This is a genomic window from Streptomyces sp. GL_148 (assembly GCF_057834205.1).
The window spans coordinates 196,693-222,774 of sequence record NZ_CM174396.1 but is presented as its reverse complement, the minus strand read 5'-3'; the positions used below and the strand labels follow the sequence as shown (position 1 = coordinate 222,774).

General features: G+C 72.1%; 21 protein-coding genes and 1 pseudogene. 11 read left to right on the top strand and 11 right to left on the bottom strand.

Annotated elements, in window-relative coordinates; all coding sequences use genetic code 11:
- Positions 1–64 precede the first annotated feature (64 nt).
- Positions 65–1,063: a DUF1996 domain-containing protein gene (locus AC3IYI_RS01050; RefSeq protein ID WP_489408378.1), complete on the bottom strand. Its 999-nt coding sequence runs from the start codon at positions 1,061–1,063 to the stop codon at positions 65–67.
- Positions 1,064–1,203: 140 nt separating this feature from the next.
- Between AC3IYI_RS01050 and AC3IYI_RS01045 the strand changes: the two genes are divergently transcribed.
- On the top strand, positions 1,204–1,368 hold the full coding sequence (locus AC3IYI_RS01045) for a hypothetical protein (protein ID WP_489408377.1): 165 nt from the start codon (positions 1,204–1,206) through the stop codon (positions 1,366–1,368).
- A 3-nt stretch (positions 1,369–1,371) separates the two neighbouring features.
- Here the strand turns inward: AC3IYI_RS01045 and AC3IYI_RS01040 are convergent, their stop codons facing one another.
- Positions 1,372–1,674, bottom strand: a complete 303-nt coding sequence (locus AC3IYI_RS01040) for a putative quinol monooxygenase (protein WP_489408376.1) — start codon at positions 1,672–1,674, stop codon at positions 1,372–1,374.
- Between the two features lie 104 nt (positions 1,675–1,778).
- Positions 1,779–3,341: an MFS transporter gene (locus AC3IYI_RS01035; protein ID WP_489408375.1), complete on the bottom strand. Its 1,563-nt coding sequence runs from the start codon at positions 3,339–3,341 to the stop codon at positions 1,779–1,781.
- A 116-nt stretch (positions 3,342–3,457) separates the two neighbouring features.
- Between AC3IYI_RS01035 and AC3IYI_RS01030 the strand changes: the two genes are divergently transcribed.
- Both AC3IYI_RS01030 and AC3IYI_RS01025 read left to right on the top strand, forming a co-directional pair.
- Complete coding sequence (locus AC3IYI_RS01030) at positions 3,458–4,360, top strand: TetR/AcrR family transcriptional regulator C-terminal domain-containing protein (protein ID WP_489408374.1); 903 nt, start codon at positions 3,458–3,460, stop codon at positions 4,358–4,360.
- A 121-nt stretch (positions 4,361–4,481) separates the two neighbouring features.
- Entirely contained in the window at positions 4,482–5,234 is a 753-nt protein-coding gene (locus AC3IYI_RS01025; protein ID WP_489408373.1) for a DUF1838 family protein, read from the top strand.
- Positions 5,235–5,301: 67 nt separating this feature from the next.
- Here AC3IYI_RS01025 and pip read toward each other — a convergent pair whose 3' ends face one another.
- Positions 5,302–6,222, bottom strand: a complete 921-nt coding sequence (gene pip, locus AC3IYI_RS01020; protein ID WP_489411837.1) for a prolyl aminopeptidase — start codon at positions 6,220–6,222, stop codon at positions 5,302–5,304.
- Between the two features lie 547 nt (positions 6,223–6,769).
- Between pip and AC3IYI_RS01015 the strand changes: the two genes are divergently transcribed.
- Both AC3IYI_RS01015 and AC3IYI_RS01010 read left to right on the top strand, forming a co-directional pair.
- Positions 6,770–8,536 (top strand): S8 family peptidase, encoded by a 1,767-nt coding sequence (locus AC3IYI_RS01015; RefSeq protein WP_489411836.1) that lies wholly within the window; start codon positions 6,770–6,772, stop codon positions 8,534–8,536.
- A 250-nt stretch (positions 8,537–8,786) separates the two neighbouring features.
- Positions 8,787–11,561: a helix-turn-helix transcriptional regulator gene (locus AC3IYI_RS01010; RefSeq protein ID WP_489408372.1), complete on the top strand. Its 2,775-nt coding sequence runs from the start codon at positions 8,787–8,789 to the stop codon at positions 11,559–11,561.
- Between the two features lie 36 nt (positions 11,562–11,597).
- On the opposite strand, the gene AC3IYI_RS01005 is transcribed toward AC3IYI_RS01010, so the two are convergent.
- From AC3IYI_RS01005 to AC3IYI_RS00990, 4 genes are all read right to left on the bottom strand, one after another.
- Positions 11,598–12,518, bottom strand: coding sequence for a glycoside hydrolase family 19 protein (locus AC3IYI_RS01005; RefSeq protein WP_489411835.1), 921 nt, complete (start codon positions 12,516–12,518; stop codon positions 11,598–11,600).
- Between the two features lie 164 nt (positions 12,519–12,682).
- Entirely contained in the window at positions 12,683–13,093 is a 411-nt protein-coding gene (locus tag AC3IYI_RS01000) for a rodlin (RefSeq protein WP_489408371.1), read from the bottom strand.
- A gap of 354 nt (positions 13,094–13,447) precedes the next feature.
- On the bottom strand, positions 13,448–13,639 hold the full coding sequence (locus AC3IYI_RS00995; RefSeq protein ID WP_389694838.1) for a DUF5302 domain-containing protein: 192 nt from the start codon (positions 13,637–13,639) through the stop codon (positions 13,448–13,450).
- Between the two features lie 92 nt (positions 13,640–13,731).
- Positions 13,732–14,175, bottom strand: coding sequence for a MarR family winged helix-turn-helix transcriptional regulator (locus AC3IYI_RS00990; RefSeq protein ID WP_489408370.1), 444 nt, complete (start codon positions 14,173–14,175; stop codon positions 13,732–13,734).
- Positions 14,176–14,318: 143 nt separating this feature from the next.
- Between AC3IYI_RS00990 and AC3IYI_RS00985 the strand changes: the two genes are divergently transcribed.
- From AC3IYI_RS00985 to AC3IYI_RS00975, 3 genes are all read left to right on the top strand, one after another.
- Positions 14,319–15,866 carry an MFS transporter gene (locus tag AC3IYI_RS00985; protein ID WP_489408369.1) on the top strand — a complete coding sequence of 516 codons (1,548 nt, stop codon included), beginning with the start codon at positions 14,319–14,321 and terminating at the stop codon, positions 15,864–15,866.
- 202 nt (positions 15,867–16,068) lie between these two features.
- Complete coding sequence (locus tag AC3IYI_RS00980) at positions 16,069–16,671, top strand: HutD/Ves family protein (protein WP_489408368.1); 603 nt, start codon at positions 16,069–16,071, stop codon at positions 16,669–16,671.
- A gap of 253 nt (positions 16,672–16,924) precedes the next feature.
- Positions 16,925–20,323 carry a CARDB domain-containing protein gene (locus AC3IYI_RS00975; protein WP_489408367.1) on the top strand — a complete coding sequence of 1,133 codons (3,399 nt, stop codon included), beginning with the start codon at positions 16,925–16,927 and terminating at the stop codon, positions 20,321–20,323.
- Positions 20,324–20,380: 57 nt separating this feature from the next.
- Here AC3IYI_RS00975 and AC3IYI_RS00970 read toward each other — a convergent pair.
- Positions 20,381–20,599, bottom strand: a pseudogene (locus tag AC3IYI_RS00970) (galactose oxidase-like domain-containing protein); the annotation flags it as partial.
- Positions 20,600–21,286: 687 nt separating this feature from the next.
- On the opposite strand from AC3IYI_RS00970, the gene AC3IYI_RS00965 reads away from it, so the two are divergent.
- Positions 21,287–21,958, top strand: a complete 672-nt coding sequence (locus AC3IYI_RS00965; RefSeq protein ID WP_489408366.1) for a DUF4360 domain-containing protein — start codon at positions 21,287–21,289, stop codon at positions 21,956–21,958.
- Positions 21,959–22,003: 45 nt separating this feature from the next.
- On the opposite strand, the gene AC3IYI_RS00960 is transcribed toward AC3IYI_RS00965, so the two are convergent.
- Positions 22,004–22,363, bottom strand: a complete 360-nt coding sequence (locus AC3IYI_RS00960; RefSeq protein WP_489408365.1) for a DUF6204 family protein — start codon at positions 22,361–22,363, stop codon at positions 22,004–22,006.
- A gap of 275 nt (positions 22,364–22,638) precedes the next feature.
- Here AC3IYI_RS00960 and AC3IYI_RS00955 point away from each other — a divergent pair, with 275 nt between their 5' ends.
- A complete protein-coding gene (locus AC3IYI_RS00955) occupies positions 22,639–22,845 on the top strand; it encodes an acyl-CoA carboxylase epsilon subunit (RefSeq protein ID WP_489408364.1) in 207 nt (68 codons plus the stop codon).
- 85 nt (positions 22,846–22,930) lie between these two features.
- Here the strand turns inward: AC3IYI_RS00955 and AC3IYI_RS00950 are convergent, their stop codons facing one another.
- Positions 22,931–24,586: an FAD-dependent oxidoreductase gene (locus AC3IYI_RS00950; protein ID WP_489408363.1), complete on the bottom strand. Its 1,656-nt coding sequence runs from the start codon at positions 24,584–24,586 to the stop codon at positions 22,931–22,933.
- 288 nt (positions 24,587–24,874) lie between these two features.
- On the opposite strand from AC3IYI_RS00950, the gene AC3IYI_RS00945 reads away from it, so the two are divergent.
- On the top strand, positions 24,875–25,996 hold the full coding sequence (locus tag AC3IYI_RS00945) for a SchA/CurD-like domain-containing protein (RefSeq protein ID WP_489408362.1): 1,122 nt from the start codon (positions 24,875–24,877) through the stop codon (positions 25,994–25,996).
- Positions 25,997–26,082: the final 86 nt, after the last annotated feature.

Genomic DNA, 26,082 nt, shown 5'->3' with positions numbered 1-26,082 from the left:
CCACGCACGGGCGCCGGGTTCACGTGACCTGCGTCACCCGGGAGTCGGTGGTTCGCGCTGCCGCTCATGTCCGGCAGGTGCGGCCCTGGTTGAGGCAGTCCACGACCTCGTCCATCCGCGGGCCGGTCATCACGTTCACGAACATCCCGTGGTCCGTCTTGGGGCTGTGCCGCTGCTCGGGGAAGGAGTCGAGCGCGATCGGCGCCCCCGCGGGCACGGCGTAGGCGAGGGAGATCCGCAGGCGCGGCACGGGGAAGGTGTCCTGGGGGCAGACCCCGTTCGCCGCCGGGAAGCGCAGGTGCGAGCGGTGGCCCGGGCTGCTGGTGTCCAGACCGTTCCAGCAGCTCGGGAAGGTGAGCGTACGGGTGAGGCGCTCGCCGTCGGGACAGCGCGGATAGCGCGTGGTGGAGCGGTCGGGGGAGCCCGAACAGCCCCAGCGGGCCCGTACGTCCTCGTCGGAGTCCGCGGTGAAGGCCACCGCGTCACCGGTCATCGCGCGCAGGAACCGGGGCATCGCCACCACCTTGCTCACCGGACTGCCGAGGAACTCCACCGACACCGCCGTCTCCGGCAGGATCGCGCCCGCGTTGCCGTGGCCCGCGGCCCCCTCGTGCGGCCGGTCGCCCGTCCGGTCCGTGCGGCGCAGCACCGGCCAGTAGTACGTGGAACGGTCCCCGCCCGCGCAGCTGGTGGCGGCCGCGTCCAGCGAGGCGTCGGTGGAGAAGGCGTCCGTGGACAGGTTCCCCACGTAGCCGTGCGTGTGGTGGGCGCCGGAGCGCAGGCCCGGGGAGACGACGAGGTTGTCCTCGTTGTAGTGGCCCGCCTCGTTGCGGCCGCAATCCACCGTCACCCGCCCCGCGGAGGCCTGCGGACCGGCCGCGGGGGGCTCGGCGGGCCCGGGCGGGACCTCCTGGATGTCCACGAAGTCGGCGGGTCCGGGACCGGCCCCGGACGCCGGCGGGTGCGGCCCGCCCGAGCGCGCGGCCCCCAGCACGGCGGCGGTCAGCCCGGCGCCCAGTACCAGGCAGATCAGCAGCGTGAGCAGTCGGCGTTCGTTCCCCATGCGGGTCACGGTTGCCGCCCGCCCCCGCCTGCGTCAACCGGGCGTCCGCAGGGCGGTCACCGCCCGGCCGGGGCGCCGCAATCCGTTGAAGGTGTCACGCACGGGCCCCGCGGCCGGAGGCCCGCAACTTATGCCCCCGTTTGGCTGTTCATACGGCAAAGCAACCACGCCGGCTCGACGGCGGCCAGGAGCGGGATGCCGCCGCCGAACTGCGCTACGCCGAAGCCCTCAACCGCGGCGTCCACTCCCCGCGCGCCGCCCGCGAGATCGGACTCCTCGGCCCGGGCGGCGCCCACCTCCGCTGAACCTCAGGCCAGCGGCGCCGCGTCGAGCTCGATCACCTCCGCGGGTCCCGCACGGAACGCGGGGCTCGCCGCGTCCGCCTCGATCATGTGAGGGGTGACGTCGTGCGCGGCGAGGGCCGCCCGCGAGGCCCACTCCTCGACGAGGACGAACCGGTCGGGCGCGCCGCTCACCCGGTGCATGTCGTAGCGGACGCAACCCTCTTCGGCCCGCACGACCGGCGCGAGGCGTTCGTAGGCGTCGATCTGCTCACGGCCGCGGCCCGGGAGGGTGGTGATGTGGATCAGGAGTCGAACTGTCGATGGCATGGGCCGAAGACTAGATCGACCGGAGCGGGCAGCGGAAAGGCTTTTCCACCCCGGCGTCCACCCCTGCAGGACCGGTTTGGTGTTCGAACCAGGACGACCGGCCATCACGACGCGAGGGTCGCGGGCCGCGGGTCGGCAGATGATTCCGTCGTGCGGGTCGTCTTGCCCGCGCCCCTCAGCCATGTGAACGAGAAGAGGGCGGCGCCGGCCATGACGATGGCCGCGCCTACGGCTGCGTAGCTCATCCCGTGTGTGAACGCGTCACCGGCGGCCGCCAGTACGGCGTCTGCGGTCCCGTCCGTCAGCTGGGCGGCGGCGGCCGTCGCACCGCCGAGCGTTTCGCGGACGGCTTCGGCCTGCGGTCCTCCCGAGGGCAGTGCTCCGGCCATGTCCCGGGTGTACACCGCTGCCCCGATGGATCCGAGGATCGCCATGCCCAGCGCGCCGCCGAGCTCCTGGCCCGACTCCAGCACGGCCGCGGCCGATCCCGCGCGCTCCGGCGGGGCCGCGCCGAGGGCGAGTTCGTTGGCGAGGGTCATGGCGGCGACCAGGCCGCCCGCGTACAGGGAGGCGCCGGCGAGGGTGAACCAGAGTGCCGAGTCGGTGCGTACCTGGGTCAGCCACAGGAATCCGCAGGCGGAGAGGAGGAAGCCGCCGCCCATGACGTACGCACGGTCCACGCGCTGTGCGAGCGCGGCTCCGGCCGGGGCCATGACGGCCACCCCGGCGGCCGGTACCAGGCTCCACAGTGCGGCGTTGAACGGGCTCAGGCCGAGGACGGACTGCAGGTACTGGGTGAGGAAGACGGCCATCCCGACCGTGGCGAACATCGCGAGGAGATTGGCGAACACCGGGCCGCCGAAGCTGCGCCGGCCGAGCAGGCCGAGGTCGATCATCGGATGCGCGAGGTGCTTCTGCCGGCGCACGAAGACGAAGCCGAGCACCAGCCCCACGCTGATGGAGAGGGTGGGCAGCGGCTCGTACCCGTGCCGGGCCCATTCCTTGATGCCGTAGATGACCAGGAGTACGGCGCCGAGTGACAGCACCGCGCTCGGCAGGTCGAAGCGTTCGCGCTTCGCCGACGTGAACTCCGGCACCAGGAACGGCACCAGCACGAGCAGCAGCACCATCGCGGGCAGGTTGATCAGGAAGACCGCGCCCCACCAGAAGTGCTCCAGCAGCAGACCGCTGACGACGGGCCCCAGCGAGATGCCCGTCGTCATGACGGCGGTCCACAGGGTCACCGCCTTGCCGCGCTGCTTCTCGTCGTGGAAGAGGTTGCGGATCAGGGCGAGGGTCGAGGGCATCAGGGCGGCGCCGCCGAGACCCAGCAGTGCGCGCACGGCGATGAGCAGTTCAGCCGTGTGCGCGTAGGCGGCCGCCACTGAGGCCGCTCCGAAGAGCACCGCTCCCGCGAGCACCAGCGTGCGCCGGCCGATCCGGTCGCCGAGCGCACCCATCGTGATGAGCAGCCCGGCGAGGACGAAGCCGTACATGTCGAGGATCCACAACTGCTGCGTCGCGCTGGGCTCCAGGTCCTGGCTGACGTAGGGAATCGCGAAGTACAGGATCGAGACGTCCATCGAGACGAGGAGCAGGGGCAGCATCAGGACGCCCAGGGCGGTCCATTCCTTGCGCCCCGCGCGGGGGCCGGGTGAGTTCTCCATGAACGGCAGGGAACCGGGAGCGTGGCGTACGCCGCAAACAGGTACCTAGTGCACCCCGCCATTGATCGGCTTTGAACAGCTGCGATGCCTTGTCGGTGCACTAGTACAGTGCGGCCATGACTGTGGAACCGCCCTACCTCCGCATCGCCGGCGACATCCGCCGGCGCATCGCCTCGGGTGAGCTTGTGCCCGGTGCCCGCATCCCTTCGACCCGGCGCATCACCCAGGAGTGGGGCGTCGCCATGGCGACCGCGACGAAGGCGCTTGCGGCCCTGAGCCAGGAGGGTCTCGTACGGGCCGTGCCCGGCGTCGGCACCGTGGTCGCCGAGTCAGGACGAGAACGGCCCTCGACTCCCCACCACGGACTCACCCGGGATCGCATCATCCGCGCCGCGATCGCCCTCGTCGACGCCGAAGGGCTCGCCGCGCTCTCCATGCGCCGGGTCGCAACCGAGTTCGGGGTCTCCACCATGGCGCTCTACCGCCACGTCCCGAGTAAGGGCGAGCTCGTACGGCTGATGTCGGAGACGGCGTTCAACGGAGAACCACCGGGGCCGCGACCAGCCGGCTGGCGCGCGCAACTGGAACGTGAGGCCCGCTGGCTGTGGCGCCTGTACCAGCGCCATCCCTGGCTGGCGCGAGCCATGGCGGCCCTCACTCGGCCGATGGCCTCACCCCACGCGATGCGGTACACCGAGCGGGTCCTCACTGCTCTGAAAGGCCTGGGGCTGACACCGACCCAGATCATCCACGTCCACCTCGCTCTTCTCGGGTACGCGCAGGGCGTCGCGGCGGCCGTCGAGCTGGAGTCGCAAGCGCGCCAGGACACCGGCATGACACCCGAGGAGTGGATGGCCTCCAACGAACCGCGGATGGAGTCGATCCAGACCGCGGGGGCCTATCCGACCCTGTCCACCCTCTTCGGCCAGGAGGGGTTCGACCTCGAACTCGACACCCTCTTCGAATTCGGTCTCGCACGGATGCTGGACGGAGTCGAAGCACTCATCGAGCAATCCTGAGCCCCGGCCCCGCACGACCGGTCGGCCCCGCATCACCGGTCGGCCCCCGCATCACCGGTCCGCCCCGGATGGCCGGTCCGGTCCTTGCCCGTTGCGGGCCGGCCGCGCAGAGTGGCCCGGTATGACACCAGAAGACCTGCTGCAGGCCCTCGCCCGTACCCGCGCCTCCCTCGACGGAACCGAGGTCACCTTCTGGTGGACGGGCGACGTCCACTCCTGGGCCCCCGGTGAGCCCTACCGGCGCCTCTTCGGATTCGAAGGCCTCAATGTGGCCCGGCTGGTGGAGGACGAGGCGCCGGGGACCTACCAGCTCCTCACCAGGGAGGCCGCGTTCTACCTGGACCCGCTGACCCGCGAGATCCTGGAGACCTGGGAGGACAAGCCCGTGGTCCACGTCTGGAACGACCCCGCGAACCAGAGGTGGCGTCCCTTCCCGGTCCCCATGACCGAACTGGGCGACCAGGTCTGCTTCAGCCTGGAGATCCCGCTCGCCTACCCCTCCCCGCTGCCCGTCGCGCAGTACCCGGCGAACTCGGCCGACGACACCTACCGGGCCCTGGAGCTCTTCCAGTTCTTCGCCCCCGCCTCGGTCCTCGCCACCGACGCGCCCAGCGTCCCGTCCACCATGTCCTGGACCCGGATGTCGCCCTGGCTCCCCTGGATGGAACAGGGCCCGCGCCCCGGCGGGCTCGTCTTCCACTGCCGGGGCCGCAAACTCGGCTCCTACGCGCAGGTCCCGGAGCGGACCCGCGCGTACATCGAGGCCCGTCACCCGGAGTTCGCCCACGCCCCGGAGAAGTGGACGGAGCCGAACGAGACCAGCTGGACGTACTTCCGTAGGCTCAACCCGCCGTCGGACCCGCCCGGCGCCTGAGCCGGGCAGCTCCGCGCAGGTCCGGTCGGGTCCCGGCGGGTCCCGGCGGCGCCTCCCCGAGGGGCTCTCAGTCGTCGGCCGCGAACCGGTCGAGGGCACCGAGCACGTGGTCGAGGGTGGCACGGCCGCCCAGGTGGCCCGCCTCCTCCACCACGGTCAACTCCACGCCGGGCCAGGCGCGGGACAGTTCCCAGGCCGTGTCGAGGGGGCTGCCCATGTCGAGCCGGCCGTGGATCAGGACTCCCGGGATCCCGGCCAGCCGGTGGGCACCGCGCAGCAGCTCGCCCTCCTCCAGCCACGCACCGTGCGAGAAGTAGTGCGAGCAGATCCGGACGAGGGCGAGCCGGGCAGCCGGCGGCCGGCCGGTGTACGGGCGGGAGGCGACGTTCGTCTCGCCGGACAGTACCGCGTCCTCCCATGCGCACCAGTCCGCCGTGGCCTTCGCCCGTACCTCCTCGTCGGGATCGGCCGCCAGGCGCGCGTAGGCCCCGACGAGGTCGCCGTCGTGCGCCGTGCCGCCGGCTCCGGCGAGGAAGCGGTCCCACTGCTCGGGGAAGTACCGGCCGACGCCGCGGTACAGCCAGTCGATCTCCGAGCGCCGGGTGGTGGTGACGGCCGCGATGACGATCTCGGAGACCCGCTCCGGGTGCCGTTCGGCGTAGGCCAGGATCAGGGTGGAGCCCCACGAGCCGCCGTACAGCAGCCAGCGGCCGATGCCGAGGTGCTCGCGCAGCCGTTCCATGTCGGCGACCAGGTGGGCGGTCGTGTTGTGCCGCATGTCGGTCGCCGGGTCGCTCGCGTGCGGGGTGCTGCGGCCGCAGCCGCGCTGGTCGAACAGGACGACCCGGTAGCGTGCCGGATCGAAGAGCCGCCGGGCGCGCTCGGTGCACCCCGACCCCGGACCGCCGTGGACCACGAGCGCGGGCTTTCCGTGCGGATTGCCGCAGATCTCCCAGTAGATGACGTTCCCGTCGCCGACGTCGAGCATTCCCTTGTCGTAGGGCTCGACCGGCGGGTGGAGCTCTGCCACGTCCCGACCTCCTCATCTCGCTCTCCCAAACGGCCGCTTGCCGGCGGCCCCTCGGGGGTCCGCCCACCCTAGGGCCTGGCGTCGCCTTCCCGTCTGCCCCGCCCTTCGGGCGACGACGGGAAGGCGACGACAGGCCCTACGGCGCCCTCACCAGGGTCCGGACAAGGGTTTTCCCCGTATCGCGTTCATCCCCGCTTTGCCTACTGTCTGCCCACCGGCGATCCTCCCCGTCCGAACAGCCCCCGCGCCCACCCCACATGGCGTGAAGCTAGAGGGTCGGTCCTTCGCCGGTGCCACCGTCGCCCGGCCCCGACGCCGCGGCAGGCGACTACGTGGTGTGCAGCAGCGGTGGCCGGGCGGGCTTGACCAGCCCGTTCCGGTCCCGCGGCCGCCGGTCAACCTCCCACACTGCACCAACCGGCCGTCCCGGCTCGTTCTGTGGCGGCCCGCGAAAGGGAACACCGTGCACGCATCCAGTCGACGCAGGCTCATATCCGTGGTGGCGATGTCCGTCACCCTGCTCGCCGGCACCGCCACCACCTCCCTGGCGCTGTCCGCCGCGGAGCCCGCCCCCGGCTCGCAGACCCTCCCCGCCGCCGGCGCCCCCGCTGCCGCCGCCCCCGTCGAGAACCTCATCGTCGGCTACAAGGCCTCGGCCGCCGAGGCGGGCTCCAACTCCGCCGCCGCCGCCGACGTGGCGGCCAAGGGCAAGAAGGCCTCGAAGAAGGCCACCTTCGAGCGCCGCCTCGGAACCGGAGCAGCCCTCGTCACCCTCGGCGCCCCCGCCGACGCGGCCGCCGTCATGGCCCAGTTCCGCGCCGACCCCGACGTCGCCTACGTCGAGGCCGACTCCCGCGCGTACGCACTCGCCGTCACCCCCAACGACACCGAGTACGCCAAGCAGTGGGACCTCTTCGAGCCCACCGCCGGCATGAACGTTCCGGCGGCCTGGGACACGACCACCGGTTCGGGCGTCACCGTGGCCGTGATCGACACCGGCTACGTCGCCCACTCCGACCTCGCCGCCAACGTGGTCGCGGGCTACGACTTCATCACCAGCTCCACCGCCGCCCGTGACGGCAACGGCCGCGACAACAACCCCGCCGACCAGGGTGACTGGAGCGCGGCCGGCGAGTGCGGCACCGGCTCCAAGGCCAGTGACTCCTCCTGGCACGGCACTCACGTCGCCGGCACCATCGCCGCCGCCACGAGCAACTCCAAGGGCGTCGCCGGCATCGCGTACGGCGCGAAGATCCAGCCCGTCCGCGTGCTCGGCAAGTGCGGCGGTGCCACCTCGGACATCGTCGACGCCATCACCTGGGCCTCCGGCGGCACCGTCTCGGGCGTCCCGGCCAACGCCACCCCGGCCAAGGTCATCAACATGAGCCTCGGCGGCTCGGGTGCCTGCACCGCCACGTACCAGAACGCCATCAACGCCGCCGTCGGCCGTGGCACGACCGTCGTCGTCGCCGCAGGCAACAGCAACTCCGACGCGGCCGGCTTCTCGCCCGCCAGCTGCAACAACGTGATCAACGTCGCCGCCAGCAACCGCACCGGCGACCGCTCCTTCTACTCGAACTACGGCGCGATCATCGACGTCGCCGCCCCGGGCGGTGAGACCCGCCGCGCCACCGACACGCCCGGCACCATCACCACGCCCGAGAACGGCATCTGGTCCACCCTGAACACCGGCGCCACCACCCCCGGCGCCGAGAACTACGAGCCCTACCAGGGCACCAGCATGGCCGCCCCGCACGTCGCGGGCCTCGCCGCCCTGCTGAAGTCGGCGAACTCCGCGCTGACCCCGGCCCAGATCGAGTCCGCGATCAAGACGAACGCCCGCCCGCTGGCCGGCACCTGCACCGGCGGCTGCGGCACCGGCCTCGCCGACGCCGGCGCGGCCGTGGCCGCCGTGACCTCGACCCCGCCCACCCCGGGCTTCGAGAACACCACGGACTTCGCGATCGGTGACAACACCACCGTGGAGAGCCCGGTCACCGTCACCGGTGTCACCGGCAACGCCCCGGCCACCCTCAAGGTCGCCGTGAACATCGTCCACACCTACATCGGTGACCTGAAGGTCGACCTGGTCGCCCCCGACGGCACCGTCTACACCGTGCACAACCGGACCGGCGGCAGCGCCGACAACATCAACCAGGTCTACACCGTCAACGCCTCCTCCGAGGTCGCGAACGGCACCTGGAAGCTGCGCGTCAACGACAACGCCGGCGGCGACACCGGCAAGATCGACTCCTGGAGCCTGACCTTCTGAGTCCGGCCCCCTGAGTCCGGCCCTCCGGGCCGGATCCCCGCCGCGGCCCAACTCGGCCTGACGGGGCGATAGTACGGACCAACAGCCCGCCCGACCTGCCGATACACCGCGTATCGACGGGCCGGGCGGGTTTTCCGGTCACGTGACTGAATTCTGCGTCACAATCCGGGCCCACCGGCCATCCGACCTCGTATTGTCGCGTCTCACAGGAAGGGCACAGGAACGGGGACCGAGAGGCTGGTGGCTGTGCGTGGTGGCAGCGACGGGGCACCCTGACACGACCGTCGGACACGGCGAACTGATCAAGGCGGTCGACCGCGCGCTGACCACGCACGGACGCGCCCTGCTCACCGGGCCCGCCGGCTCGGGCAAGACCGAGGTGCTGCGCGCCTTCACCGAGGCCGCCGCGCTGCGCCACGAGACCGTGCTCCGTCTCGCCCCCGGAGCCGCTGACCGGTGGATACCCGAGGCCGCCGCCGCCGCCCTCCTCGCCTCCGTCCCGGCCGCCGCGCTGGAATGCCTCTCCGGACCGCAGCGCGCCGCCATCGCCCTCCTGCGGCGGGAAACCGACGCATCCCGCGTCGGCCGCGACCACGTCGCCCTGCGCCTCGCCGTCGTCGAGGTGCTGCGCACCCTCGCCGCCCGCGGCCCCGTCCTGCTCGCGCTCGACAACGCCCAATGGCTCGACGCGGAGAGCACCGACCTGCTCCGCTTCGCCCTGCGCCTGACCCCGCCGCAGGTACGGGTCCTCGCGGCCGAATGCGTCCAGGGTGGAACCCCGCTCGCCGAGTCCCTCTGCGGACCGGACGCCCCCCAGATACGGGTGCCCCCGCTCGGCACCGACGAGATCGCCGAGCTGCTGGTGCGCCGGGGTCTCCCGGCCCGCCTCGCCGGCCGGATCCACCAGGCCAGCGGAGGCAACCCGCGCCTCGCCCTGGCACTGGGCCGCTCCCTCGCCGAAGCCGCCGGGTCCCGCGACGGCGGCGCCCACCACGCCGATCCGCTGCCCGTCTCCGGCCAGGCCCGCGAGGTGGCCCGCCGACTCCTCGGCGTCGTCCCCGGCCAGGCCCGACGCACCCTGCTCTACGCCGCCCTCGCCGCGCGCCCCACCACCGCGCTGCTGCGCCGGGCCGGCCGCCTGGACGCGGAGGCCGAGCTCGCCGTGGCCGAGCGGGCCGCGCTGGTCACCGTAGAAGAGGACGGCACGATCCGGTTCATGGCCGGGGCCCTGCCGACCGCGCTGGCCGCCGACGCGGGCTGGCCCGAACGCGCTGCCGGACACGCCGCGCTGGCCGCCGCCGTCGACGACCCCGTCCAGGCCGTACGCCACCGCGCGCTGGCCGTGGACGCCCCCGACCAGGCGCTCGCCGCCGAGGTGACCGAAGCGGCCGCGTCCTGCAGGCGCCGTGGCCAGCGGGCGCTGGCCGCCGAACTCGGCCTGCTCGCGGCCGACCGGACCCCCTACCACCTGCCCGGAGAGGAGCTCGCCCGGCTGGTCGCCGCCGCCGAGGACGCAGGCTGGGCCGGCCGGGCCGACCTCGCCCGCCGTGCCACCCGTGCCGTACTCGCCCGCGACGCCTCGCCCGGCGACCGGGTGCGGGCCCGCCTCGCCGTCATCGACGCCGCCGGCCAGGCCCTGGGGGCCCTCGACGAGACCTTCGCGTACGCCATGGCCGACGCCGAGGGCGACCCCGCCCTGCAGGCCGCCGTCCGGCTGCGGACCGCCTGGAAGCACAACCTCAGCGACGGCGACCCCGTCCGCTCCCGCGACGCCGCCGCGCAGGCCGGGGTACTGGCCCGCAGCGGCGGAGACCAGGTCGCCGAAGCCATGGCGCTGACCGTACGGGCCCGCATGGGCCGCATCCTCGGGGACCCGGACGCCGAGGAGATCCTTGCCGAGGCCCTGGCCCTGCCCGCCCCCGACGTACCGCTCGGCATGCGCAACGCCCCGCAGTACCTCGCCGTCCGCCACGCCCTCTTCGACGACCGGAACGCCGACGCCCGGCGCCAGTTGCTCGTGCTGCTGCCCGCCGTACGGCGCACCGGCTCCGCCGAGGACGTCTTCGAGGTGCTGCGCAGCCTGACCGAGGTGGAACTGCGCCAGGGCAGGTGCGCGGCTGCCACCGCGCGCGCCCGCGACGCCCTGGAACTGACCGTCGAGGCGGGCCTCTCGCCCGGCCCCGCCTGGTACCTGGCCGCCCTGGCTGAGGCCATGGGTGGAGGTTTCGCACGCGCCGCCGGATACGCCCGGCGCGGCATCCAGGCTTCGCAGGAGGAGCACGACCAGGTCTTCCTCTCCCGCGGCCTGTACGTGCTCGGCCTGGTCGAACTGGCCACGGGCGAGGCCGCGAAGGCCGTCACCACCCTGCGCCGCGTCGCCGAACTGGAGGCCGCGCAGCAGGTGGTGGACCCCTCGATCCTGCGCTGGCACGGGGAGCTCGCCGAGGCCCTGGTCGCCGCCGACGTACCCGAGGAGGCCGCCGAACTCCAGGCGAAGGTGCGTACGACGGCGCTCGCACTCGGCCGCACCAGCGTCATCGCCGCCCTCGACCGGGCCCGGGGCCTGTGCCTGTCGGCGCAGGGCGATGCCGATGCGGCGGTAGCCCTGCTGGAGGACACCGCGCAGCGCTTCGAGCTCCTCGAGCTCCCCCTGGAGCGGGCCCGTACGCTGCTCGCGCTCGCCCGTGTGGAACGCCGCCGCCGCCGGCGCGCACCCGCCCGCGCCGCGCTGGGGGCGGCGGCCGAGGTCTTCGCCCGGGCGGGCGCCGCTCCGTGGACCGAGCTCGCCCGGGAGCCGTCCCCGTGCCCCTCCCCGGGGGAGGGCGGCGGGGCCCGCCCCCTGGCCGCCCTCACGGAGGCCGAGACCCGCCTCGCGGTGCTGGTGGCCCAGGGCGCCAGCAACCAGGAGGCGGCCGCGAAGCTCTTCGTCAGCGTGAAGACCGTGGAGGCCCGGCTGACCCGGATCTACCAGAAGCTCGACGTCCGGTCCCGGGCCCAGCTGGCCACCACGCTGCGGCTGAGCTGACCAAGGCCGTGCCGGCCAAGGCCGTGCCGGCCCGGCTCAGCAGCTCAGGTTGTTGCCCGGGGTCACCCCGAGGAGCTGGGTGAAGGCCTGGTAGGTGTTGATCCGGCTCTGCACCTGTGCCGGGTTTCCGCCGTTGCACTCCAGGGCGCCGTTGATGGAGCGGATGGTCTCGCCGAAGCCCGCGCCGTTCACCATGGCGGCGTGGGCGGTCATCGTGCCCGGGCCGTTCTGCGTGTTCCAGTACCAGAGCGCCGTCTTCATCGCGACGGCCGGGTCCTGCTCCACCAGGTAGGGGTTGGCCAGGAGGTTGATGCCCAGGGCGTCGCCGGCCGCCTTGTAGTTGAAGTTCCAGCTCAACTGGATGGGCCCGCGCCCGTAGTAGGCGGCCTGCCCGGCAGGACAGCCGTAGGACTGGCTCGTGTCGCAGTAGTGCGGGTAGTTGGCGGTGTTCTGCTCGACGATGTGCACGAGCCCGCCGGTCTCGTGCGAGACGTTGGCCAGGAAGGCCGCCGCTTCGCGCCGCTTGACGGTGTCGTCACCGGTGGTGGCGAAGCCGGGGTAGGCCGACAGGGCCGCGACCAGGCCGCTGTAGGTGTAGAAGGGGTTCCTGTTCGGGAACATCTGGTTGAACTGGGCCTCGCTGACCACGAATCCGGACGGGTTGGGGGTGGTCGGGTCCGGGTCCGGGGTCGTTCCGCCTCCGCAGACACCCTGGTCCGACCAGACGCCCCACTGGCCGGTGGTGCCGGGGGTCTCGCCCTGGGTCCACCACTTGGCCTGCCAGTTGTGGCCGCCGTACGAGGCGTTCATGCCACCGGTGTAGACGGCCGAGGTCGCCCACGCGCCGGCGCAGGCGGGAGCCGCGGCGGCGGGGGAGGAGGGGAGGGCGATCGCGAGGCCGAGGGTGACGGCCGCGGTGGCGGCCAGCGAGAGGGCGCGGCGGCGCAGGATGGGCATCACGGAAGTTCTCCTTCAGTGGGGGGAGTTGCCGTGGGGGGCAACGGGCAACGGACAACTGCGCCCACTGAAGCGAGGATGGTCTGGACCTGTCAAGGTCTAGACCAAAATGAAGCGCCGGTGCTCCGCCCCGAAGGGCGGTGCACCGGCGCTCCGTTCTTGGGTCAGCTACCGGCGGAGAGGTTGCCGGAGAGGACCGGGATGTTGTCCAGGATGTGCGAGGCGGTCTCGTCACCCTTGGCCTGGGTGGAGTTCTCGGCGCACTGCTGGTTCTGCGGGTTGGACGCGATCGGGATGTCCTGGACGCCGACGTTGACGAAGGCCAGGATCGACTGGGCGTTGACCTTCGCGGGCAGGCCGACACAGAGCTTGTTCAGGGAGCCCTGGATGGCGGACATCTGCGGGCTCATGGAGCCGGAGGTCTCCTGGTTGCCGTAGACCTGCGAGGAGCCGTTGCCGTTGACCGTGTTGACGCCGTTGTCGTTGCCGATCGCCATCGCCGGGGAGGCTACGGCGGCACCGGCACCCAGAACGGCGGCGGTGGCGGCTGCGGTGGCCATGAACTTCTTGAGCATGTGGGAGATCCTTCTTCTGTCGCACTGTCGCATGAGATAGCTGCCCTCGGCGGGACGAGCTGCTCAACTGCCGTGGACACCGGGGGTTATCACCCATCACCCGAGTGGCCCAACCTTGCACTCCACCGGTGCGGTCGGGCGTCGGCTGATTGACCCAACGCCGACAGGCGGGCGGTTCCTCTTCCCGGGGTGCGTTCGTGCACGTGCGCCCCGGGTTATTGCCCCGTGCGCTGGGGGCCCCGTCCGGATCCGGACGAGGGGGTGCCGCCCCCGACCGGATCCGGACCCTGTGCAGGTCCCGGACCCCGTCGGGGCCGGCAGGGGCGGTGTCGCGGCAACGCGACGCCGCCGCGGTCAGCCGGTCTTGCGGCGGACCTTCTTGTTCTTGCCCCCGGGGTTGCCGCCGGCGCCCTGGATCTTCGCCCGGCTCTGGTGTGCCTGCTGCGACTGGGCATTGGCGGCGTTCCGCTCCAGGGCCTCCTTGAACTTGCGCTTGGCTTCCTCGGCCGGCGATTCGTTCTGCGGGGTGTCTGATTCGTCTGACATGCGTCCTCCTGGAATGTTCTGAAGCCGTTGCAGTCTGTCAGGTGGTGTTTCCCCTGGCCAACGCGTTCGGGCGATGCGGCTTCGGAGCGGTCTCAGGCGTCCTTCTCCAAGGTCGGCCGCAGCCGCTCCAGCAGGGTGTGGAGCGTCGCGCGCTCGGTGTCGTCCAGGACGTCGAGGGCGCCGTGCGTGGCCTGCATCTCCTCGCGCACCCGGCGGATCACCTCGCGGCCCGCATCCGTGGCCACGACGTTCTTGACGCGCCGGTCCGCGGGGTCGGCCTCGCGGCGGACCAGCTCGCGGGCCTCCAGCCGGTCCACGATGCCGGTCACGTTCGAGGCGTCGCACACCAGCAGGGTGGCGAGGCCGCGCATCGGGAGCGGGCCGTTCAGCTGGGCGAGGACCTTCGCCTGGGTGGAGGTGAGGCCGTGGTGTGCGGCGGCCGCCGCGAAATCCCGCCACTGGGCGGTGCCGATCGCGGCGAGCAGCTCCAGCAGCTCCAGCTTGGTCGGGACGGCGTGGGGGGTGGTCGTGCTCATGCTCGAAGCGTACTCAAGGTGCTTCACATTATCAACCTTTTACTTGACCACCTTAACTATTGAGGTCTACCGTCTGCTGGAGTCGAAGTACTTGATGACGTCAAACATCTGCGATCTGAAGCACTGAAAAGGTCCTCCCTGCCATGAGCCCCACCCCCTCCGCCACCACCCAGGCCGGCGGCCGCCGGAACGAGACGGTCATCGTCTTCGCCCTGAGCCTGGCCGCCATGGTCGTGTCGATGATGCAGACGCTGCCGGTCCCGATCCTGGGGCTGATCCGGAGCGATCTCGGCACCACCACCGCCAACGTCAGCTGGGTGACCACCGCCACCCTGCTGTCCGCCGCCGTCTTCACCCCGCTGCTCGGCCGCTTCGGCGACCAGCACGGCAAGAAGCCGACGCTGGTGGCCGTACTCGGCGTCATGGTCGCGGGCTCCGTCATCGCGGCGCTGGCGTCCTCGCTCCCCCTGCTCCTCCTCGGCCGGGTCCTCCAGGGCGCGGCGACCGCGATCTTCCCGCTCGCCCTCTCGGTGCTGCGCGAAGAGGTCCGCCCGCAGAAGCTCCCCGGAGCGATGGCCCTGGTCAGCGGCACCCTCGCGTTCGGCAGCGGCCTCGCGCTCGTCGCGACCGGCCTGCTCACCTCCGGTAGCGACGCCGACTACCGCAACGCCTTCTGGATGGCCACCGGCTTCGCCGTGCTCGCGCTGCTCGCCGTCGTCTTCCTCGTTCCGGCGACCCGGCACAAGACCGGCGGCCGTACGGACTTCCTCGGTGCGCTCACCCTGGGCATCGCCCTGCTGCTGCTCCTGCTGCCGATCTCCCAGGGCCACGAGTGGGGCTGGGCCTCCGGCCGCACGCTGGGCAGCTTCGCCGGCGCAGTCGTCATGACCGCCGTCTGGGTGTTCACCGAGCTCAAGGTCCGCGAGCCCCTCGTCGACATGCGGATGTTCGTCCACCGCCCGGTCCTGATGGCCAACCTGGCCGGCATCCTCGTCGGCTTCGGCATGTTCGCGAACTTCCTCGGCGTCTCCTACCTCGTCCAGATGCCCGAGGCGCTGACCGGCTACGGCTTCGACGCCTCCATCCTGCGCGCCTCCGTGGAGTTCCTGCTGCCCGGCGCGATCGTCTCGCTCCTCGCCTCGCCCATCGGCGGGCAGCTGGTCCGCCACCGCGGACCGCGCGCCGCACTGACGGTGGCCGCGGCCCTCGGCGCCGCCGGCTTCGGCTGGCTGGCCCTGGACCACGGGCACAGCGCCTCGGTGATCGGCGCCGGCCTCATCGTCGGCGCGGCCGTCAGCTTCGGCTACGCGGCCATGCCGGCCGTGATCATGGCGAGCGTCCCGCACCACCAGAGCGGCATCGCCAACGGCATCAACTCGATCTCCCGCTCCACGGGCAGCGCGATCGGCAGCGCCATCGTGACCACCATCCTGGCCTCGAAGACGATCGAGCACCTCCCGGCGGGAGTCCCCGCGCTGCCCGCCGAATCCGGCTTCACCCTCACCTTCGCCATCGGTGCCGTGGCCTTCGCCCTGGTCGCGGTGATCAGCGGAATCGGCCTGCGCGGTACACACGGCCCGCGGACGGCCGGCGCGGGTGCCCCCGCTCCGGCGGCCGCCTCGGCCGGGACCACGCCTGCGGGCACCGGGCCGGCTGCCGCCCCGGTGTCCGCCGCGAAGGCCGACGCCTGATCCGTCCGCACCGCACCGCATCGCCGGTGCGGCTCCACCACCGAGCCGCCCCCGGGTCCTGCCGCACACGCGCCAGGACCCGGGGGCGGCTTTACCCGTTCAACGGCGACGACCTCGCGGTGGGCTGAGCGCTCCGTCCGGCCCACCGCTGGATAGGGTCGACCGGGCCCGGAAAGGATCTCCCCGGGCCCGGAAGGGTGCCATGACCAGCGAAGCAGTGATCCGGATCCTGCGGGCGGCCGACCGGCCGGCCGCCCGGTGGAAGAACGGCGGGGGAGTGACCCGCGAGATCGCCGCCGGACCCGAGGGCTCGGGGATGGACGACTTCGGCTGGCGGGTCAGCCTCGCGGAGGTCACCGCCGACGGCGCCTTCTCCGTGTTCCCCGGCGTCGACCGCACGCTCACGCTCGCGGAGGGCGCGGGCATGGACCTCGAAATCGGCGGCGTACGACGCCTCGTGGACCGGCGATACGAGCCCCAGCGGTTCCCCGGCGACGAGCCGACCGGCTGCCGGCTGCTGGCCGGGCCGGTGGTGAACTTCAACGTGATGTACCGCCGGGGCGTGGTGAGCGCCGACACAGCCGTAGTACGGGGCGACCTCGCGCTCACCGTCCGGCCCGGCGAAAGCCTGCTGATCGTCGCCCTGGAAGGGACGGCCGAGGTCGTCGGCTCCACCGGACTGGGCCCGTACGACGCCGTCTTGATGACGGGAGCGCAGGAGGTCCTGCTACGGAGCTCCGGGCGCGCGGCGGTGGTCCGGCTCGCCCCGGCCCCGACGGACCCCGGCCGCATTCAGCCGGCGTAGGAGGCCTAGGAGGTCGTCCACTTCGCCAGGGTCCGGGGCGCTCCGGCGCCGAACTGCAGGTCGACGGCCGGCCCGAGTGTGATCCGAAGTCCCCTCTGTGTGCGAAGCGTTGACAAAGTCGTCATCTGCTAGAAACCTGTGGCGCCATGGCCGCATAACTGCGATCAGATCACTCAAAAAATTAATAACGGTGCGCAAGTTTGCGGCAGGCGCGGTTGCGCCGGGCCGGTCCCCTCATGGAACAGAGGACAGCATGAGATGGAAGCAAGGCGGCCGGCTGATGGTGGCCGGCACGGTGGTCGCGGGACTGATGTCGTTCGGACTCCTGCCCGTCACCCTCGCCGCCGCCGCGGGCGGACCCAACCTCGCCCTGGGCAAGTCGGTCTCCGCGAGCGGATCCCTCGGCGGGTACGGGGCTCCGGGAGTCACCGACGGCAACCAGGGCTCGTACTGGGAGGGCCCCTCGGGCACCTTCCCGACGTGGGTGCAGGTGGACCTCGGCAGCAGCGTCGCCGTCGACCAGGTGGTGCTGAAGCTGCCCGCCCCGTGGGAGACGCACACCGAGACGCTGACCGTGCAGGGCAGCGCCGACGGGAACACCTTCACCACCCTGTCCGCTTCGGCGGGACGGGTGTTCAACCCCGCCCAGTCCAACGCGGTGACCATCGGGTTCACCGCCGCGACGGTCCGCTACGTGCGGGTGAACGTCACCGCCAACACGGGCTGGCAGGCCGCGCAGATATCCGAGCTGGAGGTGTACTCCGCCGACGGCAGCGGTCCCGGCGACCCGGGTGATCCCGGGGATCCGGGTACGCCCCCCGTCGGCGTGAACCTCGCCCAGGGCAAGCCCATCGAGGCCTCCTCCACCACCCAGTCGTTCGTCGCGGCCAACGCCAACGACGACAGCGTCACCAGCTACTGGGAGGCGGGCGGCCAGCAGTCCACGCTGACCGTGAAGCTCGGCTCCAACGCCGACGTCACCGGAGTCGTCCTCAAGCTCAACCCCGACCCCGCCTGGGGCAACCGCACCCAGAGCTTCGAGATCCTGGGCCGGGAGCAGTCGGCGAGCGGGTTCACCACCCTGAAGGCCCGCGCCGACTACGCGTTCAGCCCGGCCGGCAACCAGAACACCGTGACGGTTCCCGTCACCGGCCGGCTCGCCGAGGTCCAGCTGAAATTCTCCGGCAACACCGGGGCCGTCGGCGGCCAGGCCGCCGAGTTCCAGGTCATCGGCGCCGCCGCCCCCAACCCGGACCTCACGGTCGCGGACCTCGCCTGGTCCCCGGCCGCCCCGTCCGAGAGCGACGCCGTCACGGTCAACGCGACCGTGCGCAACGCCGGTTCGGCCGCCTCCCCGGCCACCACCGTCAACGTCAGCCTCGAAGGCGCGGTCGCGGGCAGCACCCCGGTCGGCGCCCTCGCCGCCGGAGCCTCGGCCACCGTCCCGGTCTCCCTGGGCAAGCGCCCGATGGGCAGCTACACCGTCTCCGCCGTGGTCGACCCGGCCGGCAGCGTCCCCGAGCAGGACGACACCAACAACAGCCGCACGGCCGCCGCGAAGCTCGTCGTCGGCCAGGCGCCGGGCCCCGACCTGGAAGCCCTCTCCATCACCACCAGCCCGGCCAACCCGGCCGTGGGCGCCCCGGTCTCCTTCACCGTGGCCGTCCGCAACCGGGGGACCACCGCGGTGAGCGCGGGCACCGTCACCCGGCTGGTCGCCGGCGCCACCACCCTGAACGGCCCCACCCCGGCGATCGCGGCCGGTGCGACCGTCAACGTGCCGATCAACGGCACCTGGACGGCGGTCAGCGGCGGAGCCACCCTCACCGCCACCGCCGACGGGACCGGCCTCGTCGCCGAGACCAACGAGAACAACAACAGCCACTCCCGCGCCGTGGTCGTCGGCCGCGGGGCGGCGCTCCCGTACACCGAGTACGAGGCGGAGGCCGGCAGTTACACCGGCACCCTGCTGCAGAGCGACGCCCAGCGCACCTTCGGGCACACCAACTTCGCCACCGAGTCCTCAGGCCGCGAGTCGGTACGCCTCTCCTCGACCGGCCAGTACGTACAGTTCACCTCCACCAACCAGGCCAACTCCATCGTCGTGCGGGGCTCCGTACCCGACGCCGCGAACGGCGGCGGCGCCGACGCCACGATCAGCCTGTACGTCAACGGCAGCTTCGCCCAGAAGCTGACGCTCTCCTCCCGGCACAGCTGGCTCTATGGCAGCACCGACAGCCCCGAGGGCCTGACCAACACCCCCGGCGGCGACGCCCGCAGGCTCTTCGACGAGTCCCACGCCCTGCTCGCGCAGAGCTACCCGCCCGGCACCACCTTCCGCCTCCAGCGCGACGCGGGCGACACGGCCTCGTACTACGTCATCGACCTGATCGACCTGGAACAGGTGGCCCCGGCGGCGTCCAAGCCCGCCGAGTGCACCTCGATCACCGACTACGGCGCGATCCCGAACGACGGCATCGACGACACGCTCGCCCTCCAGAAGGCCGTGACGGCGGACCAGAACGGGCAGATCGCCTGCGTCTGGATCCCGCAGGGCCAGTGGCGCCAGGAACAGAAGATCCTCACCGACGACCCGCTGAACCGCGGCCAGTTCAACCAGGTGGGCATCAGCAACGTCTCCATCCGCGGTGCGGGCATGTGGCACTCCCAGCTCTACACGCTGACCCAGCCGCAGGACGCCGGCGGCATCAACCACCCGCACGAGGGCAACTTCGGCTTCGAGATCGACGACAACACGCAGATCTCCGACATCGCCATCTTCGGATCGGGCCGGATCCGCGGCGGTGACGGCAATGCCGAGGGCGGTGTGGGCCTCAACGGACGCTTCGGCAAGAACACCAAGATCACCAACGTGTGGATCGAGCACGCCAACGTCGGCGTCTGGGTCGGCCGCGACTACGACAACATCCCGGCCCTGTGGGGTCCCGGCGACGGCATCGAGTTCAGCGGCATGCGGATCCGCGACACCTACGCCGACGGCATCAACTTCGCCAACGGCACGCGCAACTCCACCGTCTTCAACTCCTCCTTCCGCACGACCGGTGACGACGCCCTCGCGGTGTGGTCCAGCAAGTACGTGAAGGACCAGTCCGTCGACATCGGCCACGACAACCACTTCCGCAACAACACCATCCAGCTGCCGTGGCGCGCCAACGGCATCGCCGTCTACGGCGGTTACGGCAACACCATCGAGAACAACCTGATCTACGACACCATGAACTACCCCGGCATCATGCTGGCGACCGACCACGACCCGCTGCCCTTCTCCGGGCAGACCCTGATCGCGGGCAACGGGCTCTTCCGGACCGGCGGCGCGTTCTGGAACGAGGACCAGGAGTTCGGCGCGATCACCCTCTTCCCGTCGAACCTGCCCATCCCGGGTGTCATCATCCGCGACACCGACATCCACGACTCCACCTACGACGGGATCCAGTTCAAGACCGGCGGCGGGGTCATGCCCGACGTCAAGATCACGAACGTGACCATCGACAAATCCAACAACGGGTCCGGAATCCTCGCCATGGGCGGAGCGCGCGGCAACGCCATCCTGTCCAACGTCACCATCACCGGATCCGCCCAGGGCAACATCCTGATCGAACCCGGATCGCAGTTCCTGATCAACGGCGGCTAGGTCGTACCCGGGCGGGGCGTCGGCCGAAGTGGCCGGCGCCCGCAGTCCGATCGTGCGGCCGCGGACGCCGGTCATCCGCAGCTCCAGCTGGCGCTGACTGGTGTTCACCGCGTGGGTGACCGTGGTCGGCGCCAGCAGCACGGCCCGCCGTACGCCGGCGGCCGCCGAGCTCTCCACCGGGAACTCCGCGTCGTGGGCGATCTCGCCCGCCGGGACCCGGTCCGGGCGCACCGGTGCAGGTAGGCGGGCTCGTAGATCTCGATCGAGCCGTCCCATCCCGTCCTTGATGTCGGGGTCGTTGGCGAACTGCTGCAGCTCGTACCCGGTGACCACGACCCGGCCGTCCGGCAGCGCCAGGGCGTTGGAGTGGTAGCCCCGCGGCAGCCGTTGGGCCGGCCCGAGCCTGCACCGGCCGTCCGCTCCCCGCAGTTCGGTCTGGCGGAACCTCAGATCGGCCTTCGGGTTGAACGGCCCGAATCCGTAATCCCTCGTGTTCCACGGCGCCCTGGGTGGCCCGGCGCAGCTCGGCGTGGGCGCGCGCGTGGCTGGCCCCGATCACGGCGGCCTCGGCCGCATCGGTTCCCCCGGTCCCGTCGGTCACCCCGCCCGCGCCGATTGACCCCGTTGCCCCGGCCCCGCCGTCCGTGCCGTGCCCCGGAGTCGCGGCGGCGGCCGGCGCGGTCGCGAGGACCAGGGCGGAGACGACCGCGGTCGCGGAGAGCAGGGCGGACCGGTGCAGGCGGCGCATGGGGCTCCTCGGCGCGGGCGGTTCCGTAGGGCGCTCAGCAGAGGAAATATCGGGAGGAATCGGATGGCGTGACGTGCCAGTCGCCCTGCCGATGAGCCGTTCGGCCCTCCCCGACCCCCTGCCAGAACGTTTCTGCGGTGAATGGGCCCGGCCATCGGAGTGAGGCCGCGCACCCGTTCCCCGATCGGCCCGGTACGGACCGCTTCCATGGCCGGGTGATCAGAACACTGCGCACCGCGCTCGGCGCCGTCCTCGTGACCGGCGGCCTCCTCGCCCTCCTGCCCGCCTCCGCCGCCGGGGCGGCGGGTGGCCCCGCGGCCCCCGCCGCGCCGGAGGACCGGGTGACCGTCGACGTCGCCACGGTCAACGGCTCGGGGTGCCGGCCGGGCAGCGCCACCGTCGCCGTGGCCGAGGACAACTCGGCCTTCACCGTCACCTACAGCGAGTACCTGGCCATGGCGGGCGGGAGCAGCGCCCCGACCGACGGCCGCAAGAACTGTCTGCTCTCCCTGCTCGTCCACGTCCCGCAGGGGTTCACCTACGCCGTCGCCCAGGTCGACTACCGGGGATTCGGCAGCCTCCAGACGGGCGCCGTCGGCACCCAGAAGGCCAGCTACTACTTCCAGGGCATGAAGCAGACCGACTCCCGCACCCACAAGTTCAACGGCAAGCTCGACGACAACTGGCAAGCCTCCGACACCACGGGCATCGAGGCCCTCGTCTTCGCCCCCTGCGGCGAACAGCGCAACTTCAACATCAACACCGAGCTGCGCGCCGAGGTCGGCACCTCGGACCCGGCGACGACCAGCTACATGGCGCTCGACTCCACCGACGGCAGCATCAACAGCGTCTACCACTTCTCCTGGAAGAAGTGCCCGGCCGGCTGACCCGGCCCGGCGCGCTCCCCACGGGCGGCCGCGCGGGACTCCCGCTCAGGAGTCCCCCCGCGCGGCCGCCTGCCGCTGCCGCTTGCTCAAGGGGGCCAGCGTGAGGTCCTGGGCCTGCGAGCGGATCCGCTTGAAGCCGTACCCGTGTTCCGTCAGCCAGGTCTCGGCGGCGAGCTCGGCATGGGCGGTCGCGTCCAGGATGTCCCCTTCGGCCTCGCCCTCGGCCAGGAAGCGGAAGGTGAAGGAGGGCCTGGCCGCCACGTCGTACGTGAGGTGCCCCTCGGGGGTGAACTCGGCCGTCAGCAGGTCGTGCCGTGCCGCGTCCGCGAGGAGCGCGGCGCGCTGGTCTTCGGTGAGGCCGTCGAAGGACCCCCGGACCGTGATGCGGAAGGTGCGGGTACTCATCCCTTCAGCCTAGGCAGCGTCCCGACCCGTCCGCACCGGGTTTTCCGGGGGCCCGCCACTCCGACGGCCCAATCGCCGCGCGCCGCGAACAACCCCGGCGTCACCCGGTCGAGGCGGCCGCGACCTGGGCTTTCGCGCAACTGCCCGGCATGCCGGGCGTGTCGCGCCCGGCTAGCGTCGGCAGCGTCCGGAGTCCTTGGATTCCGCGAGGGGGGTCCTGCTATCCGCCTGTGCGAGAGGCCGAGCCGATGCTGAAGGACGCTCCGATAGCCCAGATGACCCCGATAGCCAGCCTGCTCCGCGTGGAGAAGGGCGTGGCGGCCCCCGAGGAACTCGCCGCGATCGCGGTGGTCGTCGCCTGCTTCGCCCGCCGCAACTCCGCCGGAGCGGCAACGGGAGCGGCCCCCGCCGAAACCGCCCGTCGCAGGCGCCCCGCGCACCACGGCTCCGGCTGCTGGGCGGGCTGCTGGGCCTGCGCCTGACGCGGACCAGCAGCACCCATGAACGCCCCTGCCCCCGGCCCGCTTACGGGCCGGCGGCAGGGGGACCACTTGGCGTACGGGCCGGTCAGGCCCGGCGCAGCACCGTAGAGAGGGCCTCGGACAGTGCGGCCTCGGGATCGGCCACCGGCCCCTGCGAGCGCCACGCGACGAACCCGTCGGGCCGCACCAGAAGGGCGCCCGCCTCGGACATCGCGTGCACCTCGCTCCAGTCGGAGCCTTCCTCCTGCACCAGATCGGTGCCGGGAACGCTCGCGGACCCGATGGAAGCGGACCCGATGGAATACGCGTCGAGCTTCACCGACAGCCGCTCGGCCACCCGTTCGGCCGCCGCCTTCCACGGCGAGCCCGCGCCGCACAGCAGCACGAACGCGCGCTCGTACAGGTCCACCGTGGAGACCCGCTCGCCGTCGGCCCGCGTCAGCCACATGTGCGGGGCCCGCGTACCGACGTCGCCCTTCATGCGCATCCCCTCGGGGATGACCGGGCGGTCCGGCGACCCGCCGACGAACGCCCCGCTCGGGTACGCGTACGCCATGGCCGTCGTCAGGACCCCGCTGCCCGGTCCGCCGCCCATGGTGGGCGGAGGCGCGTACCCGGGGTGGCTGTGCTCCGCGGAACGGGCCGAGGCGCGCTCGGCGGTCGCCAGCGCCACCGGGTGCCGCTCGGCCCCGTAGGTCTCCAGCAGTCCGATGCCCGCCGAGCCGTCCAGGACCGCCGCGATCTTCCAGGCCAAGTTGTGCGCGTCCTGGATGCCGGTGTTGGAGCCGAACGCGCCGGTGGGGGACATCTCGTGGGCCGCGTCGCCGGCCAGGAACACCCGCCCGGACGAGTACCGCACGGCCACCCGTTCGGCCGCGTGCCAGGGTGCCTTCCCGCCGATCTCCACGTCCAGGTCCGGTACGCCGATCGCCTCCCGGATCTGCCGGGCGCACCGCTCCTCGGTGAAGTCCTCCAGGGTTTCCCCCTGGTCCGGGTGCCACGGCAGGTGGAAGACCCACTGGGTGTCGTTGTCCACCGGCAGCAGCGCCCCGTCCGCACCCGGCTTCATCAGGTAGCAGACGATGAACCGCAGGTCGCCCAGCACCTCCACGAGCTGCCGCGAGCGGAAGGTGACGCTGACGTTGTGGAACAGCTCGCCGCTGCCCGTCTGGGGGATGCGCAACTGCTCGCGTACGGGGCTGCGCGGGCCGTCCGCCGCGATCAGGAAGTCGGCGCGCACGGTGATGTGCTCGCCGGTCTCCCGGTCCTTGACCAGCGCGTTCACCCCGGCCTCGTCCTGGTCGAAGCTCATCAGCTCGGTCGAGAACCGCACGTCGGCGCCCTGCGCGCGGCTCTGCGCGGCGAGGATCGGCTCGATGTTGTTCTGGCTGCACACGCACCAGCCGGTCGGGCTGAACTTGCTGAGCGCCCCGGCCGGGTCGATGGCCTTGACCAGCCACTTGTGATCGCCGCCCAGCAGGGACTCCGTCTGGAGGATGCCCATGTTGTTCTCCAGCGCGGACGCCGCCTGCCGGATGGCGTTTTCCGCCCCGGCCACCCGGAACAGCTCCATGGTCCGGGCGTTGATGCCGCGCCCGCGCGGGTGGTCGGAGGTACCGGCGTGCTTCTCCACTACCAGGTGCCTGATGCCGTGACGGCTCAGGAACAGCGAGGTGGACAGACCCACGAGGGAGCCGCCCACGACGAGAACCGGTACGCGAACATCTGCCGTGTCTTCCATCAGCTGCGAGCTCCTGAATTCTGTGTGGGGGGGGGAGTGCACTCTTTTATGCCCCCGATCGCCGGCCAAGCCCAGGAGATACGCCGGTTGTCACCCGCTTGATCCGGAGATGTAGCGCTACGTCCGCACCCGGATGACGATGAGCGACAGCGGTTCCCCCGAAGACACGCCGGCCTGCCGTCCCCGCGACGGCCGCCGGTCCGGGGCGGCCACGCCGATGACGGACGAGGGTCCGTACGCGATGAACATCCCCGCCCTCACCCAGGGCCCTCACGAAGGAGTGAGCAGATGACGACCACCCTGTCCGAACGGGTGTCACAGTCCGCCTTCGACGGATCCATGCTCCGGGTCGTCCTGCTGATGGACCTCCACGAAGGAGCCCAGCAGCGGTTCTTCGAGGCGTACGAGCAACTGCGCCACGACATCGCGTCGGAACCGGGCCACATCAGCGACCAGCTGTGCCAGTCCTTCGAGAACCCCTCGCAGTGGCTCATCACCAGCGAGTGGGAGAGTGCACCGCAGTACCTCGCCTGGGTCAACAGCGAGCACCACGCCGAGCAGGTCCGCCCCCTCGGCGCCTGCGCCCGCGCCATGCGCCCGCTCAAGTACACCGTCCTGCGCGAGACCGGACGCGGCTACCAGGACGCGCAGCGGCCCACGGGTGCCCGGCTGCAGGAAGCGCCCCGGCTCGGCGCCGGCATCGTGCGCCACGCCCTGACCTTCACGGTCAAGCCCGGCAGCGAGAAGGACGTCGCCGCGATCCTCTCCAGCTACGCCTCGCCGGCGGCGGACGTCGACGGCCACACCCGGCTCCTGCGGACCTCGCTGTTCATGCACGGCAACCGGGTCGTGCGTACGGTGGAGGTCCGCGGCGACCTGATGGCCGCCCTGCGGCACGTCTCCGAACAGCCCGAGGTGCGGGCCGTCGAGGAGGCCATCAACCCCTACCTGGAGCAGGACCGCGACCTCGGCGACCCCGAGTCCGCCCGGATGTTCTTCATGCGGGCAGCCCTCCCCGCCGTCCACCACGTCGCCGCGCGCGAAGCCGGCGGCGCCGACCGCTCCGACGTACGGCGCCACGCGCTGTTCTACCCGGCCAAGCCCGGCTGCGGACCGGCACTGGCCCGGTTCCTCGCCCGGCAGGACGAGGAGGCGGCCCACCGGTCCGACGCACCGTCCGTGAGCAGCAGCATCTTCCAGCGCGACGACATCGTCGTACGCCTCATCGACGTGCGCAGCCCGCACGGCGCCGGGCTGGAAACCGCCTTCGGCGTCCGCGGACCGCGCAAGGCGGCCGTCCTCGCCCGCCTGATGGCCGGACCCGTCAGCGGGTCCGACGGGGCAGCCGCGTCCGCGGTCCGCCACACCATGAGCCTGGTCACCGACCGCAGGGCCCCCGCCGAAGGCTGACCGCGGCGGCACCCCGCCCAGCCGGCCCACCCGGCCCCCGGACTCCACATCCCCGGACCCCTCATCCCCGGACCCCTCGTCCTCGG